The organism is Parachryseolinea silvisoli, assembly GCF_021190955.1.
Lineage (GTDB): Bacteria > Bacteroidota > Bacteroidia > Cytophagales > Cyclobacteriaceae > Ohtaekwangia > Ohtaekwangia silvisoli.
Genome location: NZ_JAIOAO010000004.1, coordinates 437110 through 453170 on the forward strand (window position 1 = coordinate 437110; position 16061 = coordinate 453170).

A 16061-nucleotide genomic window follows, 5' to 3' on the forward strand; every position below is an offset into this window, starting at 1 on the left:
CCTGGGCTACTGTATCTCGCCCTTTTAGGGCTATGGATTCTTTTGCTTGTGTGAGGTCTCGGGACGATCTTGATTTTTATAACAATAGCGCGCGCCAGTTACCAAGTAGTGTTTACTTCAACGCGAACTTCTCCAGCTCCGTATTAAACTTCTCCATCTCTTCTACAAACAGTGCGTGCCCGCTATTTTCAAACTTTACCACATATGAATTCTTGATCCCTTTGTGCAGCTCTTCGGCGAAGGCAAAGTCACACAGCTTGTCTTTTACACCGTGAAAGATCACAGTAGGTATTTTGATCTTCGGCAGCTCAGGGCGCAAGTCGAGCTGTGTCAGCGCCGAGATAGATTGTGTCGCAGCATAGGGCGATGCCTCCAGGTTGATACCTTTCAACCATTCAGACATACCTTTCGAAAGACTGGTTTCCGTAGCACCAAAAGCCTTGTCAAAATTATCGAGCACTTGCGGACGGTCGGTACGGGTCAGTTGGATAAAGCCGGCGGCACCTTCTGCCGTCAGGCCAAACGGATAGCCCGGGCGCTGTAACCACGACGGTGCGGCGGCGGCGAACAAGGCCAGTTTGCCGATGTGTGCGCTGTTATACTTCGTAACATAGTGTAAAACCACGGCACCGCCCAGCGAGTATCCGCCCAACACGGCATTTTCGATCTTGAGCTTGTCTAATACGACCTTGATGTCGTCCGAGAATACATCGAAGTCATAGCGGCCATACGGTTTGTCGGACTTGCCAAAGCCCCGCAGCGAGATGCCGATGACGCGGAACCCTTTTTGTACCAGGTATTGGTATTGATACTCATACATGGCGTCGCTCAACGGCCACCCGTGGATCAATACAATGGGCTGACCGTCGCCCAGGTCGGTGACGTGCAGGCGCACATTCTTTTCTACTTCAATGTATTCCTCCCGGCCGGCCGATGCCGGTACTCTTTTTCCTTGTGCAAAAACGGAAGAGTCGAATGCCGTCGCGATAATAAAGAGCATGGCAAAAAGGATTGTTCTCAAGGCAATGTGTTGACGGAGCCGGTTGTTTGTTAAACGATTCATATTTGTTGTGTTTTAGTGTTGTTGTAAATGATTTGATGATACAAAGGTGGGGCAACCGGACCCGCGGAAAAATGGACAAACATCCATGTCACTTGTACTTTTTTCCCGGGCAGAGAGAAAAAGGGAGGGAAGAGCGGAAAAAGATGACTGGTAACGCAGATGGCAGGTAAAACACCTGCCATCTGCCATTTTATATTAATCCTTCTTCTGCAAGTTTACAAAATCAGTAAAGCTCTTGGCGGCGTTCTGAAATTCCGAAGGCATCAGAATAACAGTCGTGGTATTGTTGTCGATGCCGATCTCCGACAGCATTTGCATCCGTCGCAGCTCCATCGACATCGGGTTGTCGGCCATCTGTTTGGCCGAGAGCGCCAGCTTTTCGGAAGCGTCGAATTCCGCTTCGGCTTTGATAAGCCGCGCGCGTTTTTCGCGAATGGCTTCCGCCTCCCGGGCCATGGCGCGCTGCATCTGCTCGGGTATTTCGACGTCTTTCATTTCCACCATTTCTATTTTGATACCCCACGGTACCGTCGCCGCATCGACAATTTGCTGCAACGTCCTGTTGATCTTTTCGCGCTCCTTCAGGACTTCGTCCAGCTGGTGCTGACCGATGATATTTCGAAGCGTCGTCACGGCAAATTGATAGACCGCCTGGTTAAAGTTTACCACGCGAATGACAGCGTCCGAAGGTTTAATAACTTTATACCACAAGACGGCATTTACCTTGATCGTGACGCTGTCTTTCGTAATGGTCTCCTGCCGCTCGAGATCAACGGTGCGCGTCCGGATGTCAACGATTTGTGATCGCTCGATGAAGGGTATGATCCAGAACAATCCTGGCCCCCGCGTCCCTGTAAACCGGCCGAGTCTGAAAACGAGCGGACGCTCAAACTCTTGCGCGATTCTAAAACCGGAAAGGAAGATCATGATGAGTACACCGATAACGATCCAAACTAAAATATTCATAAGGAAGTGTATGTTTATTGATACGAGTACGGTCCCTGGCAACTTCTATACCAGGTCAAAAACAACGTTTTGACAGCGGATTTCAAGAGGGCTATTTCCAAAACCGGAAAACCCTTCGGATTCCGAAGGGTCGATTTTATCATGTGTTATTCAACTGATTGATTTACACCGGGAAGTAATATTGGCACGGATTTCACTGGAAGAGGTGCGATCCCTGGAAATGGATCGTCGGTAGACGCTATGAATCGACTAATGAAACAACGAATGGTCCGATGGCGTGCGCCATCGGACCGGGAGACATATCTTGTGACGCCGGGCTACAGCCCGTTTAACATCAGGTTTACCTTGGGGAACAATTCGCCTACACCTAGGGCAGCCCACAGGATAAAGATTCCGAGCAGGAATTTGACAAGTCCAGGGATGCTGCGTCCTGTCTTTTCCTTAAAAAGTGCCTGCAGGGGTGGAAAGTATGCACTTGATAATACGAGTAGAAAAACCCCGAATCCAGGGTCATTGCCCCAAAAAACATTTACCAGGCCGATGCCGATCACGATTACGCCGAAGAAAGCGTTAAAAAACTTCCAACCCATCGATTGGTCATTCATTTTCATTTCCACAGGGTTTGTCATGTGTAGTAGTGATTTTGTTAGTCGTTGAAGTTTGACTGATCGAAGATATGAAAAGAACTTTTAATTGCAAAGTGAATAGAAGAGAAAATATTCGTGTTAACTGGCGAAACGTTCTTTATGCAATAGTGTTGCATTAATAAAAGCATCCCGCTATCTTGCCCCCGGATGCAAGCAGGATATCAGGAATGATCACAAAGAGACACAGGCGGGGCATACGTCAGGGGCTTTCGTTTCTGGTAATCGTTTTATATATAGTATGCGCGTCTCTTCCGGGGGTGCTACATGCTCTTCTACATGACAACACGGTCACAGTGCCCCACACCGTTGCGCACGAGAATGATCCTTGTCACCGCGTGCTCTACCACGGCGAGGCCGCTGCCTGCGATCACGACGCCCATTTGGTTGATTCGGACGAATGCCCGATGTGTGACGGCGTTTGCCACGCCGATCAGATCCTTGTTCCCAGCGTGATCGTTCCACAGCCGGTCTATACCCAACATTATTTCTCGTGCTATAAACAACGTTTGGACAGCTACTGGGCTGTCCTGTCTTCGTCGCGGGCGCCTCCCGCGCACGCCTGATTTTCCCGACCTGCCGTTCATTCTTTCCATTTCGGCAGGCTATTCCCTGATTCATTTTCCGACAAATGCTAACACCAGCGGGTCGATTGACCTGTAGGGCGGCGTTCTGTATTGTCAATCGTATTCCATCCGTGTCACTTTTTATGTATATGCTACACGCTATAAATCTTACCAAAGAGTTTGATGCCCGCCCGGTATTAAACCAGGTCAACCTCACGGTTGACAAAAATGAAGTATACTGTTTGCTCGGCCAGAACGGCGCGGGTAAAACCACGACAATCAATATCTTCCTCGGCTTTCTCGAGGCCACCTCCGGCCAGGCGCTCATCAACGGAAAAGACGTGCAGTCCCATCGGGCGCAAACAAATAAAATGATCGCGTATATCCCCGAAGTGGTACAGCTCTATGGAAACCTCTCGGGACGGGAGAACCTGGATTTTTTTAGCCGGCTGGCGGGGTTTATCTATACTTCCGGCGAGCTGACCCGGTTTCTGAGCAAGGCCGGCTTGCAAGCGGAAGCGCACGGCCGGCGGCTGTCGACCTTCTCCAAAGGCATGCGCCAGAAAGTAGGCATCGCCATCGCCCTGGCGAAAAAGGCCGACGTGATCTTTATGGACGAGCCCACGTCGGGGCTGGATCCCAAAGCAACCGCGGAGTTTACCGTGCTCTGCCGGGAATTTGTCGCGGAAGGCAAATCGATCTTCATGGCCACCCACGACATTTTTAATGCCGTGAACGTTGGCACGCGCATCGGCATCATGAAGGAAGGAAGCCTGGTGCACGAACGTGTTACCCGCGACATCAACGCCAGCCAGCTCCAGCAATTATACCTCGAAACGATCTAGATCCACGGCTATGAATAGAATACTATACTGTATAGTGATACTGTTGGCAACGCTCGGTGTTCCGGCCTTTGCGCAGACGCGCGCGCCGGAGCAGGTTGTCGATCCCGACACAATTGTCCTGAACAACCAGGAGCTGCAGACTGTGGAAGTGGTGGGAAGAATAGACCGCGACTATCAAAGCGACTATTCGTTTTCCGCCACCCGGTCCGCCATCCGGAACCAGGAGCTTCCACAGTCACTTTCCACCATTACAAAAGAGCTGATCGCCGATCGGCAGGCGTTTCAGCTGGCCGATGCGGTAAAGACCGTCAGCGGCGTGGCGCCGTCGAGCTTTTACAATCAATACAACATCCGCGGCATCAGCCAAAACGAAGAAGGGCAGATCATCAACGGCATGCGTACGCGGCAGTATTACTTTCTGCAGCCGATCACATCAAACATCGAGCGGGTAGAAGTTTTAAAAGGACCGGCGTCGGTAACCTTCTCCAGCGTCGATCCGGGCGGAAGCATCAATATGGTGACCAAGAAGCCCCTGGCGACCGAGCGCCGGGAGGTCAGCATGAGCGTAGGCAGCTTCAGCACGCTGCGCACCACGCTGGACTTTACCGGTCCGCTGAACGAATCGAAAACGCTTCTCTACCGCCTTAACGCCGGTCTACAAGAAGGAAGGTCGTACCGCGACCTGGTAAAAAACAACGCGCTGCTGGTGTCGCCATCGATCAGCTATATCCCCGACGACAAAACGGCCATCAACGCAGAAATGATCTTCAGCAACAGCACCGGCACGCTCGACCGGGGACAACCCATTTTCGGTGCTACCGCCGGCGTGACCGATTTGAACAGCACGCCGATCAGCCTGAACCTGGGCGCCGCCAACGACTTTTTTAAGTCCAAAGAAGTCATCGTCATGACCGGCGTGCGGCACAAGTTCACGGAGAAGATCGGCGTGAACGTGTCCTATATGAAACAAACCTGGACTGAAAATCTCCAGGAACACCGCACCACCAACGCCTTCGCCGTGGACATCGACAACCAATCGATGACCAACCTGGCCGCCATGCAGTTTGTTCAACGGCAGCAATACTGGAACACCGACAACCTGAACGCGTATTTTACCATCGACTTTACGACGGGACGGGCACAGCATAAAGTACTGGCAGGATATGACCTCAGCCGCTGGCACAAAAGCAAGGGAGGCGGCCAGAATTCCGCCCGGGGCTATCTGCTCAACGATGGAACCGTAGCCAATGCGTTCGTTCCCGCGAATGCCGCCCGCTATCAAACCATCACGGTGGACGGCAAAACGTTGCCGAAGCCAAACGTGCCGCATTTTAATCTCAACAATCCGTCCTATACCATTCGCAACGTAGACGACTATGTGCTCAACGGCCGCACCGCCGTGCCGTCGGCCATGACGCGCACCGACGCAGTCTATCTGCAAGAGCATGTGAAGATTGGAAAATGGTCGGCGTTGCTCAGCCTGCGCCGGGAGTGGTTTGAAGACATCACGAATTACGAGGCACCCGGCGAAGGCTCGTTTGAGAACGCAGCGTGGATACCCCGGGTGGGCATCACCTATGAGGTGATTAAACAAATTCATGTCTATGCGACCTACCTGGAGGGGTATCAACCGCAATCCAATACCGTTTCGCTCATGCCCAGCACGGGTGCATTCTTTTGGGATCCGAACTCCCCGGCGCGGTTTAAACCGCTCATCAGCGATTTAAAAGAGCTCGGCGCCAAAGGCGAATTCTTCGAGGGGAGCGTTACCATGACCGTGGCCGCCTACGAGATCAACCAGGAGAACATTCTCATCAACGCCAACCTCCCGGAGTATCCCGACTCCCTCGTACAACGTGGCGCGGACCGGAGCCGCGGCGTCGAGTGGGAGCTCGCCGGCTACCTGTTGCCGGGCCTGCAGCTCACCGCTTCGTATAGTCACATCGATGCGCGCATCATCGAGGACGACGATGAGACGCTTCGCGGCAAGCGTAAAGAGAATACCCCGGTCAACAGCGCCAGCGTCTGGATGCGCTACAATTTTTCACAGCCGGCGCTGCGCGACATCGGGGTGGGGCTGGGCGTGCAGTATAGCGGCGCAAAAGTGCCCTGGTTCACGCGGGCGTTTGAAGTTCCCGACTATACCGTCGTGGATCTGGCGGTATACTATACGCCGTCAAAGGCAAACATGCAGCTGGCGTTGAATGTCAACAACGTGTTGAATACCACCTACTGGATCGGCGCGCAAAACTACCTGCGGCTCTTTCCCGCGGCGCCGCGAAATTTTATGCTGACAGCCACCTATAAATTCTAACGTCATGAACCGTTCTATTGTAGTATTACTGGCGCGGCAAAGCTGGAAGAATGCCTTCCATTCGCGCGCGATCTATGGTGTCCTGGTCGTTTTGTTCCTGATGATCGGCTACGCGGCGTACAGCGGGTGGAAAATGTATACCGTTCAAAACGAGATGCGTGAGCACTATCAACGAGTTGCGCGCGAGCGCTGGGAGGACAATCCCGACAAACATCCCCACCGCATGGCGCACTTCGGCACGTTTGCCTTTCGCATCAAACACCCCCTGAGCCTGTTTGATTTTGGGCTGGAGAGCTTCACCGGCAACGCCGTGTACCTGGAAGCCCACAAACAAAATACAATCAACTTTTCAGAAGCAAGCATGTCCACCGGGCTGCTCCGGTTTGGCGAGATCAGCCTGGCCATGCTGCTGCAAATGGTCGTGCCGTTGATCATCGTGTTCCTGGGATTCGGCGCGGTCGCCGTCGATCGCGAAAACGGCACGTTGAAAATCTTGCTAACGCAGGGTGCAAGGGGGCGCGAGATCCTGACCGGGAGGTCGCTGGGGCTGTTCGCCGTCGCGATGGTAGTCGTTGTTCCCGCATTTTTTTGTGCCGCCCTGTTGTTGATCGCCTCGGGCGTTTCCGTTGACCTGGACCTGGTGGGGCGGCTCGCCGGCATAGCACTGGCGTATTTTCTTTTTAACGCGATTGTCTGCGTCATCACGGTAGCCGTATCGGCCGGCAGCCAGTCGTCCAAAGCGGCCTTGATGAAGCTGTTAGGGGTGTGGCTGCTGCTGGCCGTGCTGCTTCCCCGAACGTCGCAGGCGTTGGGAAGCTACTTTTTCCCGGCGCCTTCCCGGGTTGCGTTTGAGACCGTGATCGAAGAGGATGTGCTGAAGCAAGGCGATAGCCACAACCCCGACGATCCGCACTACAAGCACTTGCGCGACTCGGTGCTGCGCGTACATGCGGTGGACTCGGTCGAGCACCTTCCCTTTAACTATAGCGGGTTTGTGATGCGCGAGGGCGAACGCATCAGCGCGCGTATCTATCAACAGCATTTGCAGGCCCTGACCCGCCTCTACGACAAACAGAACAGCCTGACCACGGCCGCCGCCCTGGTCAATCCGTTTACTGCCATCCGAAACCTTTCGATGGCGCTTTCCGGAACAGACGTTGAATCCTATAAAGTATTTCAAAGCGAAGCCGAAGCCTATCGTTATACCATGGCGCAGGAAATGAATGCACTCCAGATGGAGCTGATCAGCAACCGGAAGCCCGGGCCGCAGGATAAACCCCTTGCCATCAGCCACGATCACTGGAAAGAGCTGCCCGACTTTAAACCGCAGGGAATTGCCATCGGTGCATCGTTGCGCGGCGCATGGTTTTCGGCGATGGCGCTGCTGCTGTGGAGCGTAGGCTCCTGCTGGTGGGTAGGTCGTCTGTCAAAAACACTAAAAGCAATTTGAGCTATGTATAGACTATTGATAAAACAATTTATCCGGTCCCGCATCACGCTAGGTGCCCTGGCACTGTTGCTGGTCATGGGGTTGGTATCGATCCTGATGGGAAAACAATTTCTGGCCCAGCAGCAGGAACGGATCGTCCAGGTAACGGAACATCAACGTGAGCATATCGTACGCAACGTCGCGGCCCACGACGAGATGGGCCTCTTGCTTTATTACCTCAAATTTTCCCTCATCAGTCCCCCCGACAAGCTGTCGGCCCTGTCCATCGGACAACGCGACGTTAACCCCGGTATTCAAAGCATTACCATCCGTACCCTGGAGGGGCAAAAGTACGACACCGACCTGACGAACCCCGTTCAGCTTCAATCGGGAAACCTCGACCTCGGGTTTGTCATTCTCTATTTATTTCCGTTAGTCATCATTGCCTTCACCTTCAATATCCTGTCGGAAGACCGGGAGTCGGGTACCTGGAAGACGATCGTGGTACAGTCGCGTTCGGCGTTTCAATTTTTGCTGGCGAAGTTTTTGGTCCGGGCGTTCTTTCTGTATGGGCTCCTGCTCTTTTTACTGCTGGCGGCGGCCGTCATACTGTCGTTGCCGTTGGGAGAGTCCTACCTGGCATTTGTCGTGCTAAGCGTACTCTATAGTACATGCTGGTTTGCCCTGACCTTCTGGCTGGCGCTCTTTAAAAAGAGCTCGGGGTTTACGGTGCTGACGTTGCTGGCCATCTGGGTGACGCTGACCATCCTGTTGCCGGCGTCGGTTAACAATCTTGTTGCCACGCTGCACCCGGTGCCCGAATCGCTCAGCACCCTGGTCAAACAACGGGACGGTTACCACGAAAAGTGGGACCAGGACAAAAAAGTTACCCTGGACAAGTTTTACGCCCGATATCCCCAGTTTGCAAAATACGGTGTGCCCGACGAGACCTTCCACTGGCTGTGGTACTACGCCATGCAGCAAATGGGCGACGAAGATGCGCGCGCTGACAGCCGCGCCATGCGCGAAAAGATGCTCCAGCGGGAAGAGACCAGTCGTTCTCTCGCGCGTGCCATTCCCACACTGCATACCCAACTATATTTTAACGACCTGGCCCAAACCAGCCTGGCCGACTATATCCGCTTGCTCGACAGTACCACAACCTTTCACGAACGAACCCGGCTGTATTTCTATCCGAAGATCTTTGAGCACGCCGCCGTGAAAAACGAAGACTGGGCAGCCGTTAAACCTCAATATTTGCCGCCCAGGGATACCGTTTGCTGGAGTCCCCTGGTGCTACCGTTGGTCGTCATCATCCTGGTTCTGCTGGGATGGGCCTGGGTTCGTTCACGAAATATTTACTCAATTTAATATTAACTATATACCGGCCGGGACGTTCCCGGCCGGTAACGTTGTAAAAGTATAATAAAACATACATGTATATATGACATTTGTGTATTTTAGGGTATAATTGACACCATAAATCGAAAGACCCCTATAGCTGTTGTCACTTAAACCTAAAACTATATGATGTCTCAATTGTATCGTTACTGGCAGGATCTCGCTCCGCCGAATGTTAGTCGTTATGGTATATCTGTAGGATAGTATCCAATCATAATTTTTTTTTAACCTATCGGTCGAAAGACGACCGATCCAGTATTTTATTTTTTTAACTCAACCGGATGGCCGTCAGTCGTCCGTAATGCTAAAGTATTGTTTGTATGGAAGATTCTAAAAATCCGGCACTTCTTCAGGTTCTGACGTCGTTGACAGAATTGGTGCATAAACATCTATTACCCAAACGGAATGCAAAAGGCTCCGGCAAGGACATGAAGTATGTAAGAGATACGCTCCACCTGGAGGTGGAGCATATAAAACAAGCGTTGTTGTCCATACGGATATCGGAACAGGTTGATTCCCGGTATCAGGTCCGGTGGGTACAGCAGAAGCTAATGGAATTGATCAATGTAGTCGTTGCGCGGGGCGGAGCCGAGGAAATCCAGCGGGCGCGGGAAAAGCATGGAATATACCGTCGCTCGCCCGCAAGTCACTTGTTTGAAGAGCTGGACGGGCTCCTGGTGTATATAGAACATCATTATCCGAAACAGTTTGATTACGGTATACCGCTCTGCGACGGTCAGCGCGAAGTGTGGAAAGCAAAAATCTCGAATGAGATGGAGGCTATCTTCACCTGGTTCCGGGCGGAGGAACTTTCCGGATACCTGCGTGAAGTCGTGATCGCGCCATTCTGCGAAGTGATCATGCCCGAGCGACTGCCGCTCCTGACCCATCGCGAGTGGCAATACCTGCGTGACCTGTGGAGCCAGCTGCTGGATCTCACACGTACCCAGGTTGCCGACACCGAAGAGGCTTTGCTGCAGGTACTGATACGCTATAATTTCAATAGGGATCAATACCTGGATTATTGCATGCAATACATTTCGACGGAGCTGGCCCGGGGTGAATCGGCGGAGGAAGAATACGCGGTCCGTACAAGGCATTACCGTCGCTTGATTATGGAGGCCCGCCCCACACGGAAAATTGCGTTGCTACCGGAGAACGAGGCGCTTCACACACGGCTGATGACATGGATGGACGAGGATTATGCGTATCATCAGACGTTGGCAGAAACATCGCTAAAAGTAAAGTCCCGGCAGGACCGCATACCGCAGAAGGACGTGCCACGGAAGGAGCGACTGGATATTGCGCCGTCTGTCGACAACGCATCCGGATTTTACAAGTTTCTGTTTGAAAGTAAATTTTATAGAGAGACCAATGTCAGCGAGATTTGCCGGCATGTCGCCGCGAAATTTTCGACACCGTGTGCCAAAGCGCCGTCGTGGAAAAGTGTTATAGAAGCGTTCAACAATCCCTCCGAAGCGGCCTGTCGATACGCATCCGATCTATGCCATGAAATGCTCCGCCAGATCGAAGCGTTCCGCAAGGGTAAAAAAAGGTAGAAATATTTTTAGGTAAAGTATGCTATACCGGTGTTCACAATGCCTCGTTCCGGCGTTTTTACAGCGGGGGGTAACGGGGGGGTAACTTTTTTTACCCCCTCCTTACCGCTGGCGCGGCAGTATCGGCCCACAGTATTTTGGTGACATATTTAAATCCATGTATATGTCATTACATCCTTTAACAACCGATGAGCTGCAGGCGCTCCGCAAAGAACTGCACCGCGATTTACGCAAAGACCTGCTCGACGAAGTACAGACCCTGGTGGCCCAGCGACCGAATGCGCCACCCCCTGACTACCTGCGCCCGGAAGAGGCCTGTCGCTTTATGCAGATTTCTTCCAGCACCTTGTACAAGCTTCGCAAAAGCGGCTTGCCTTCGATCCGCGTCGAGGGACTCTTATACCTGCGCGTAAGCGATATCAACAACTTCCTGGCCTCTCAGCAGGTCGTAAACGCGTAAACGCCATGGTGAACTATGTCAGACACTTCCGCGCGATCCAGTATAAGATGGAGGCGGATAGCCGTGTTACGATTTACCATCTCGGTTTATATTGGGCGTTGTTCCAGACGTGGAATGAGCACAGCTTTCAGACGCCCATTCACGTTTACCGGGACGAGATCATGACGCGTGCAAAAATTCGAACACGCAATACGTATGCGAAATGTATGCGGGAACTATCCGAATAGAATTACATTTCGTATGATCCGGCAGCGCATTGCTTTGGGCCGTGGTTGGTCGCCATGCGCAGGCTCGATGGCCTAAAAAATGTCCGCGAACGGCCCGCGGGCGATCCACCGGAGGCGTCTGTTTCCGGGACAGTTGCCCGTACATCGGAGGGCCATGTTTCCGAGACAACAGGTGAGACAGCATGTGCGTCAACATCTGAGTCAACCGGCCGTACACCTACTATAAACTATATAAACAATACAAACATTCAAAACAATTTAAACGATAATGAGCAAGCCAATTCAATTTCAAATTTCGGTAACGATTTTACCCATCCGGTACAGACGCTCGGCGCGGAAGAAAAAAGTGACACCCGGGGGGGCGGGCCCGGCGCCGGCGACCCACCCGCCGGTGATGGAACCGAAGCCATCCCCGCCAGCCTCGATGAAGTCTATCCCTTCTTCGCCTCGCTCTATAGCACGCGCGTCGAAGCTGAAAAATTCTACCACTACTTTAACGCCAAAGGCTGGCGAATAGGAGAGAAATCTCCGATGCACAACTGGCGATCGGCGGCCCGTCACTGGATCCTGAACGCGGTACGGTTCAATCCACACAACGGACCAACGCCCGGTTCGTTGGCCTCACCAGGGCCGCAGAATTATGCTGAACCCCTTTGAGACAGCGTGCGTGTGAGTGTGAGAGCGGGGATAAAATACAAACCCGTTCTTCGCTCTCACGCATGGTGGCGTTAACTTTCAATTTCTAGCCTACATGAAAAATTTTGATTTTTATTGGTGCGTGTCGTTTCTGGAACGGCACGGCAAGAAGCTCTTTGGTCCGTCGTTTCTCATCCGGCGCGAAGATCATCCCGTCATCCGGAAACTGCTGGTCTATTTCTTACAACTGGAAAGCGAGGCTATGGCGCTCGGCATCGACCTGGCGAAGGGCATCCTGCTCTCGGGTCCTGTCGGCTGTGGAAAGACGGCCTTGATGACATTGATGAATTATATTCCGGGTCCCGGTCGTAATTATACCGTGCGGCCGTGTCGTGACGTCAGCCTTGATTTTATACAAGATGGATACGAAGTGATCGGACGATACAGCAAGTTTTCGTACAACGGCTCCACGCCGAAGATCTATTGCTTTGATGACCTGGGGGCAGAACGGAATTTCAAATATTTCGGTAATGACTGCAATGTCATGGGCGAGATATTGCTAAGCCGATATGACATGTTCGTCAGTCAGGGTATGGTCACGCATATCACGACCAACCTGCCAGCCGGCTTGTTGGAGAAGACGTATGGCGACCGCGTGCGTTCACGGCTGCGGGAACAAATGAACCTGATAGCGTTTGATGAAAAAGCGCCCGACAAGCGCGGGAGGTAAAACCAGGGAAAAAAAAGGCCGTCGCCGAAAGGAGACGGCCTTTCTTCATTTAATCCACATCCTCTTCAGGATCATCGTCGCTCTCGCTCTCACGCTCGCTCTGTTCCACCGTTACCTGGCTTACCGCGGCCAGTACACCACCGGCGACGGTGAGGTATCCGGCAACCGTGGCCACGGCGGCGGGCAAGGCAATGGGGCCCGCGACCAGCGCACCGCCGGCTGCCAGTAACGACAGGCCTATGGTGCGCAGCACGCGAAAGAACTTAGGGGTTGGCGCTTTTGCGCGTTCAAGAATGTTCATGTTTTTGTTCGTTTAAAGTTTCACTTGTTTTAGCGGTAATAGTCAACCACACTTCTTCACTGTGGATCACGGGCAGTACCAGGCTTTTCAGTATCTCGTTTGCCAACCGCGACTGCCGGCCCTGGCCGGGGCCGGTCAGTTCCAGCACGGGCGCGATACAACCCAGCAGCTCACGTTTGGCGTTGTTGGCCGGGTGTAGCAGGATGCCGCTGCGCCCGGTTACATCGGCCACGCACAGGTGAAGCTTGTGTTTCGGCGTATACCGCGACAGCAGCCGATACCGGCCGTCGGGTATACACGACACGTTGCGCCTGTTCAGGAGCCAGGGGAGCTCGATGGCATAGCAAATCAAGTTGCCTTCATATCGAAACTCCCCATTGGTTCCGTCAGGGTATTTTGTCCTGATCAGTGCCAGCTCCATTCTGCCTATGCTCCGGGTTCTACGGCTACCAGCGACAATGCATTATACGCGCCGTTGTTGAGCGTATACATCTGCCCGTTCACCAGCTGCGTGAACTCGATGCCCAGCACCACAAACAGCGGATCGGTATTGTCCTCGCTCATCGTCAGCACCAGGTTGACCGGCGGCACCGCTACCGCCGTAAGCAGCATCTCGTCGGTTTCCAGCGACTCGACGTTGTACGCGTTTTCAGCAAAGTCGACCTCCGCCGCCGAGGCTACCAGCCGGAAGTGCGTGGCACCGTCCGGGTAGGCGATCATGTCGGTGGGGATGAAGGCCGGCACGTTGATTGTCACGGTGCCCGCGGCACGGTTCACGTCTGCGGTATACGGCGCGAAGAACGTATGTGTAAGCTTACCGCTTTCATTGAAGTCAAAGCCGCGTAGCAACGTGATGTCGCCGTTGGCGACGGTACGTTCGCCGCGCAGGCTGAGCTCGTCGGTTTTGATCACCGCGTTGAACAGGCTGCTGAGCCGATTCGACATGCGGCCGTCACGTGTGCTGAGCAACTGCGAACGGAAGGCCGTACGCAGCAGCTTCGCGTTGGTGCCCGCGCGGCCGAACTCACGGCCGTTTTCGCGGGTGCGTGCAAAGGCCGGATCGGTTTGCATGCGTTTAGCATCGACGCCGCCTTTTTGCCGCGCCAGGTGTCCGTTCAGGGAGGATTTGTAAAACGAAATGCCGCCCAGTTGACCTTTCAGTTTGATGATTCCATCTTGTCTTGCCATGTGTACAGTATAATTTGTTTTTTGTTCCCTCGTGTCAGGCACAGTCGGGGTAAGCCGTCGTTGCAACAACAGCACAAAACAGCAGGAAAGATTCGAAGGATAAAAAAGTGCACTGCCGGTTTCCGCCGTTTAAGGTATATAATTTCCTGTTATTTCCTGTTTTCGCCGGAGCGCAACAGGTGATATATACTATCTTTGTGTTGTGAAAATTGTATATTCGAATCATGAGTCTGAACCGAATCATTCTAAGTACAAAGGACATCGAACGCATCACCGGCCGGAGTGAACGGCAGTCGCGTGCGATCCTGGCCGGCGTGCGCAAGTCTCTCGGTAAACAGCCACGCCAGCACGTTTCTATTCAGGAATATTGCCGGTACACCGGTTTGCTGGAGGAAGATGTGGCCCGGCACCTCGGGTTACAGAAGTGACCTGTATATACCGGTATGCGCAGGGTTGGGGTAATAGGCTGGTAAGCCATCGCGTCATGAAGGGTTGTGACGAGCCCGGGCAAAACCGTCGCTATAGCATCGATATTCCAACGATATAGCATGGATAAAGCATAGATGAGCCAACATAGGGGGCGTTGCTTTATCCGTGGTTCATGTTCGGTTCCTGTGTGTATACCGGTATATATCGTTGTGCATTGGCTGCCCGGGTGTTGTGAAAATATATACCCGTTCCTGCTTGACTTTCTCTTGTTTGTGCCGGTACTTTCAGGCCATGGCATACCTTAACGGCATTACATTCATCGGTGGTCTGGGCAACGTTACGGCCTATACCCGGAAAGGCAGTGACAAGATCATTCTCCGGCGCAAGGGTGGTCCGTCGCGCGCCATGGTAAAGAACGATGCGAAGTTCGACGTGCAGCGCCGCTATGGACAAGAGCTCGGCGGATGCTCGGTGGCGGGCAAAGCCATCCGCATGATGTTCGGTCCGAACCGCGCGCTGGCGGATCAGAGTCTGTGCGCCAAGCTAAATCAATACCTGTTGCAGGTACAACGACGTGATACCGCGAACGAGCTGGGCCAGCGTGCGATCCGCCTCTCACACATGCCCCAGCTCCTGGCGGGCTTTTCGTTGAACAGCAAGACCTCGCTGTTCGATCTGACGATTCGCAGCACGATCACCGCAAGCATCGACCGCGACGCTCTGTCTGCACGGATCGTGGTGCCGGAGCTATTGCCCGGAATCAATTTTTACCCCGCGGACAACCAATCGATGTATAGCGTTACCGCGGTGCTGGGCATTGTGCCGGACGCGGAGTTCGACATCGGGTTGAAGAAGTACATCACCCCACGGTGGTTTGACACTACCTATGCCCCCGTCATGGCATCCACAGCGTGGCTGTCGGCAGGCGTACCGGCTGAAGCCGCTAGTTTAGAGGTTCGGTTTCCCCAACAGCCGCCGGAGCTGGAGTTTAGTGTGATGCTGTCAGTGGGGGTACGGTATGGGATGTTTCTCGGCGATGGTACGGTGTTGCAGAACAGGAGGGTAGGAGCAGCGAAGGTGCTGGCGATGGGGTAAAGGTTTATGGTATAAGGGTAAGGGGACGACATCTGGCGCAAGTATTAGCGCCGAGCGTTAGCGCAGGCGCGGTACTTGTGCCTTAAACTGTTGCCAGTCTAAGACTGGCGAAACAATTTGCTGGCGGCCCCGACTTCGTCGCGGAAAAGCAGTCTGGAGACTGCGTTGAGGGACGCGGTGTTTACGTGACACGTCAGATAAAATTTAA

General features: G+C 53.2%; 18 protein-coding genes. 11 read left to right on the top strand and 7 right to left on the bottom strand.

The genetic code is table 11. The features are described from left to right. Positions 1 to 112: 112 nt before the first annotated feature. The 4 genes from K7P01_RS24690 to K7P01_RS24705 form a co-directional block, all read right to left on the bottom strand. The gene (locus K7P01_RS24690) at positions 113 to 1063 is read right to left on the bottom strand and encodes an alpha/beta fold hydrolase (RefSeq protein ID WP_267297253.1); all 951 of its coding nucleotides are present in this window, start codon (positions 1061 to 1063) and stop codon (positions 113 to 115) included. Positions 1064 to 1258: 195 nt separating this feature from the next. Beyond that, positions 1259 to 2029, bottom strand: coding sequence for a slipin family protein (locus K7P01_RS24695; protein WP_267297254.1), 771 nt, complete (start codon positions 2027 to 2029; stop codon positions 1259 to 1261). A gap of 317 nt (positions 2030 to 2346) precedes the next feature. After that, a complete protein-coding gene (locus K7P01_RS24700) occupies positions 2347 to 2640 on the bottom strand; it encodes a hypothetical protein (RefSeq protein ID WP_267297255.1) in 294 nt (97 codons plus the stop codon). Positions 2641 to 2948: 308 nt separating this feature from the next. Further along, positions 2949 to 3179 carry a hypothetical protein gene (locus K7P01_RS24705; protein ID WP_267297256.1) on the bottom strand — a complete coding sequence of 77 codons (231 nt, stop codon included), beginning with the start codon at positions 3177 to 3179 and terminating at the stop codon, positions 2949 to 2951. Positions 3180 to 3388: 209 nt separating this feature from the next. Between K7P01_RS24705 and K7P01_RS24710 the strand changes: the two genes are divergently transcribed. The 9 genes from K7P01_RS24710 to K7P01_RS24750 all read left to right on the top strand — a co-directional run bounded on the left by K7P01_RS24710 (position 3389) and on the right by K7P01_RS24750 (position 12840). Beyond that, positions 3389 to 4084: an ABC transporter ATP-binding protein gene (locus K7P01_RS24710; protein WP_267297257.1), complete on the top strand. Its 696-nt coding sequence runs from the start codon at positions 3389 to 3391 to the stop codon at positions 4082 to 4084. Between the two features lie 10 nt (positions 4085 to 4094). Continuing rightward, entirely contained in the window at positions 4095 to 6398 is a 2304-nt protein-coding gene (locus tag K7P01_RS24715) for a TonB-dependent siderophore receptor (protein WP_267297258.1), read from the top strand. Between the two features lie 4 nt (positions 6399 to 6402). Continuing rightward, complete coding sequence (locus K7P01_RS24720) at positions 6403 to 7848, top strand: ABC transporter permease (RefSeq protein ID WP_267297259.1); 1446 nt, start codon at positions 6403 to 6405, stop codon at positions 7846 to 7848. 3 nt (positions 7849 to 7851) lie between these two features. Beyond that, a complete protein-coding gene (locus K7P01_RS24725; protein ID WP_267297260.1) occupies positions 7852 to 9198 on the top strand; it encodes a DUF3526 domain-containing protein in 1347 nt (448 codons plus the stop codon). A 350-nt stretch (positions 9199 to 9548) separates the two neighbouring features. Next, a complete protein-coding gene (locus K7P01_RS24730; protein ID WP_267297261.1) occupies positions 9549 to 10787 on the top strand; it encodes a hypothetical protein in 1239 nt (412 codons plus the stop codon). A gap of 163 nt (positions 10788 to 10950) precedes the next feature. Further along, positions 10951 to 11247 (top strand): helix-turn-helix domain-containing protein, encoded by a 297-nt coding sequence (locus K7P01_RS24735; protein WP_267297262.1) that lies wholly within the window; start codon positions 10951 to 10953, stop codon positions 11245 to 11247. A 5-nt stretch (positions 11248 to 11252) separates the two neighbouring features. Then, on the top strand, positions 11253 to 11474 hold the full coding sequence (locus K7P01_RS24740) for a hypothetical protein (protein ID WP_267297263.1): 222 nt from the start codon (positions 11253 to 11255) through the stop codon (positions 11472 to 11474). Between the two features lie 54 nt (positions 11475 to 11528). After that, the gene (locus tag K7P01_RS24745; protein ID WP_267297264.1) at positions 11529 to 12131 is read left to right on the top strand and encodes a hypothetical protein; all 603 of its coding nucleotides are present in this window, start codon (positions 11529 to 11531) and stop codon (positions 12129 to 12131) included. A 94-nt stretch (positions 12132 to 12225) separates the two neighbouring features. Next, positions 12226 to 12840, top strand: a complete 615-nt coding sequence (locus K7P01_RS24750; RefSeq protein WP_267297265.1) for a P-loop NTPase family protein — start codon at positions 12226 to 12228, stop codon at positions 12838 to 12840. A 49-nt stretch (positions 12841 to 12889) separates the two neighbouring features. Here the strand turns inward: K7P01_RS24750 and K7P01_RS24755 are convergent, their stop codons facing one another. From K7P01_RS24755 to K7P01_RS24765, 3 genes are read right to left on the bottom strand one after another with little or no spacing between them, the layout of a single operon-like run. Further along, positions 12890 to 13141, bottom strand: coding sequence for a hypothetical protein (locus tag K7P01_RS24755; protein ID WP_267297266.1), 252 nt, complete (start codon positions 13139 to 13141; stop codon positions 12890 to 12892). Continuing rightward, complete coding sequence (locus K7P01_RS24760; protein ID WP_267297267.1) at positions 13128 to 13562, bottom strand: DUF5675 family protein; 435 nt, start codon at positions 13560 to 13562, stop codon at positions 13128 to 13130. The genes K7P01_RS24755 and K7P01_RS24760 overlap by 14 nt, the downstream gene beginning before the upstream one ends. Positions 13563 to 13567: 5 nt before the next feature. Beyond that, positions 13568 to 14329: a hypothetical protein gene (locus tag K7P01_RS24765; RefSeq protein ID WP_267297268.1), complete on the bottom strand. Its 762-nt coding sequence runs from the start codon at positions 14327 to 14329 to the stop codon at positions 13568 to 13570. Positions 14330 to 14553: 224 nt separating this feature from the next. Here K7P01_RS24765 and K7P01_RS24770 point away from each other — a divergent pair, with 224 nt between their 5' ends. Together K7P01_RS24770 and K7P01_RS24775 are read left to right on the top strand one after the other, a co-directional pair. Continuing rightward, positions 14554 to 14757, top strand: coding sequence for a hypothetical protein (locus K7P01_RS24770; protein WP_267297269.1), 204 nt, complete (start codon positions 14554 to 14556; stop codon positions 14755 to 14757). 292 nt (positions 14758 to 15049) lie between these two features. Then, the gene (locus K7P01_RS24775) at positions 15050 to 15853 is read left to right on the top strand and encodes a hypothetical protein (protein ID WP_267297270.1); all 804 of its coding nucleotides are present in this window, start codon (positions 15050 to 15052) and stop codon (positions 15851 to 15853) included. Positions 15854 to 16061: the final 208 nt, after the last annotated feature.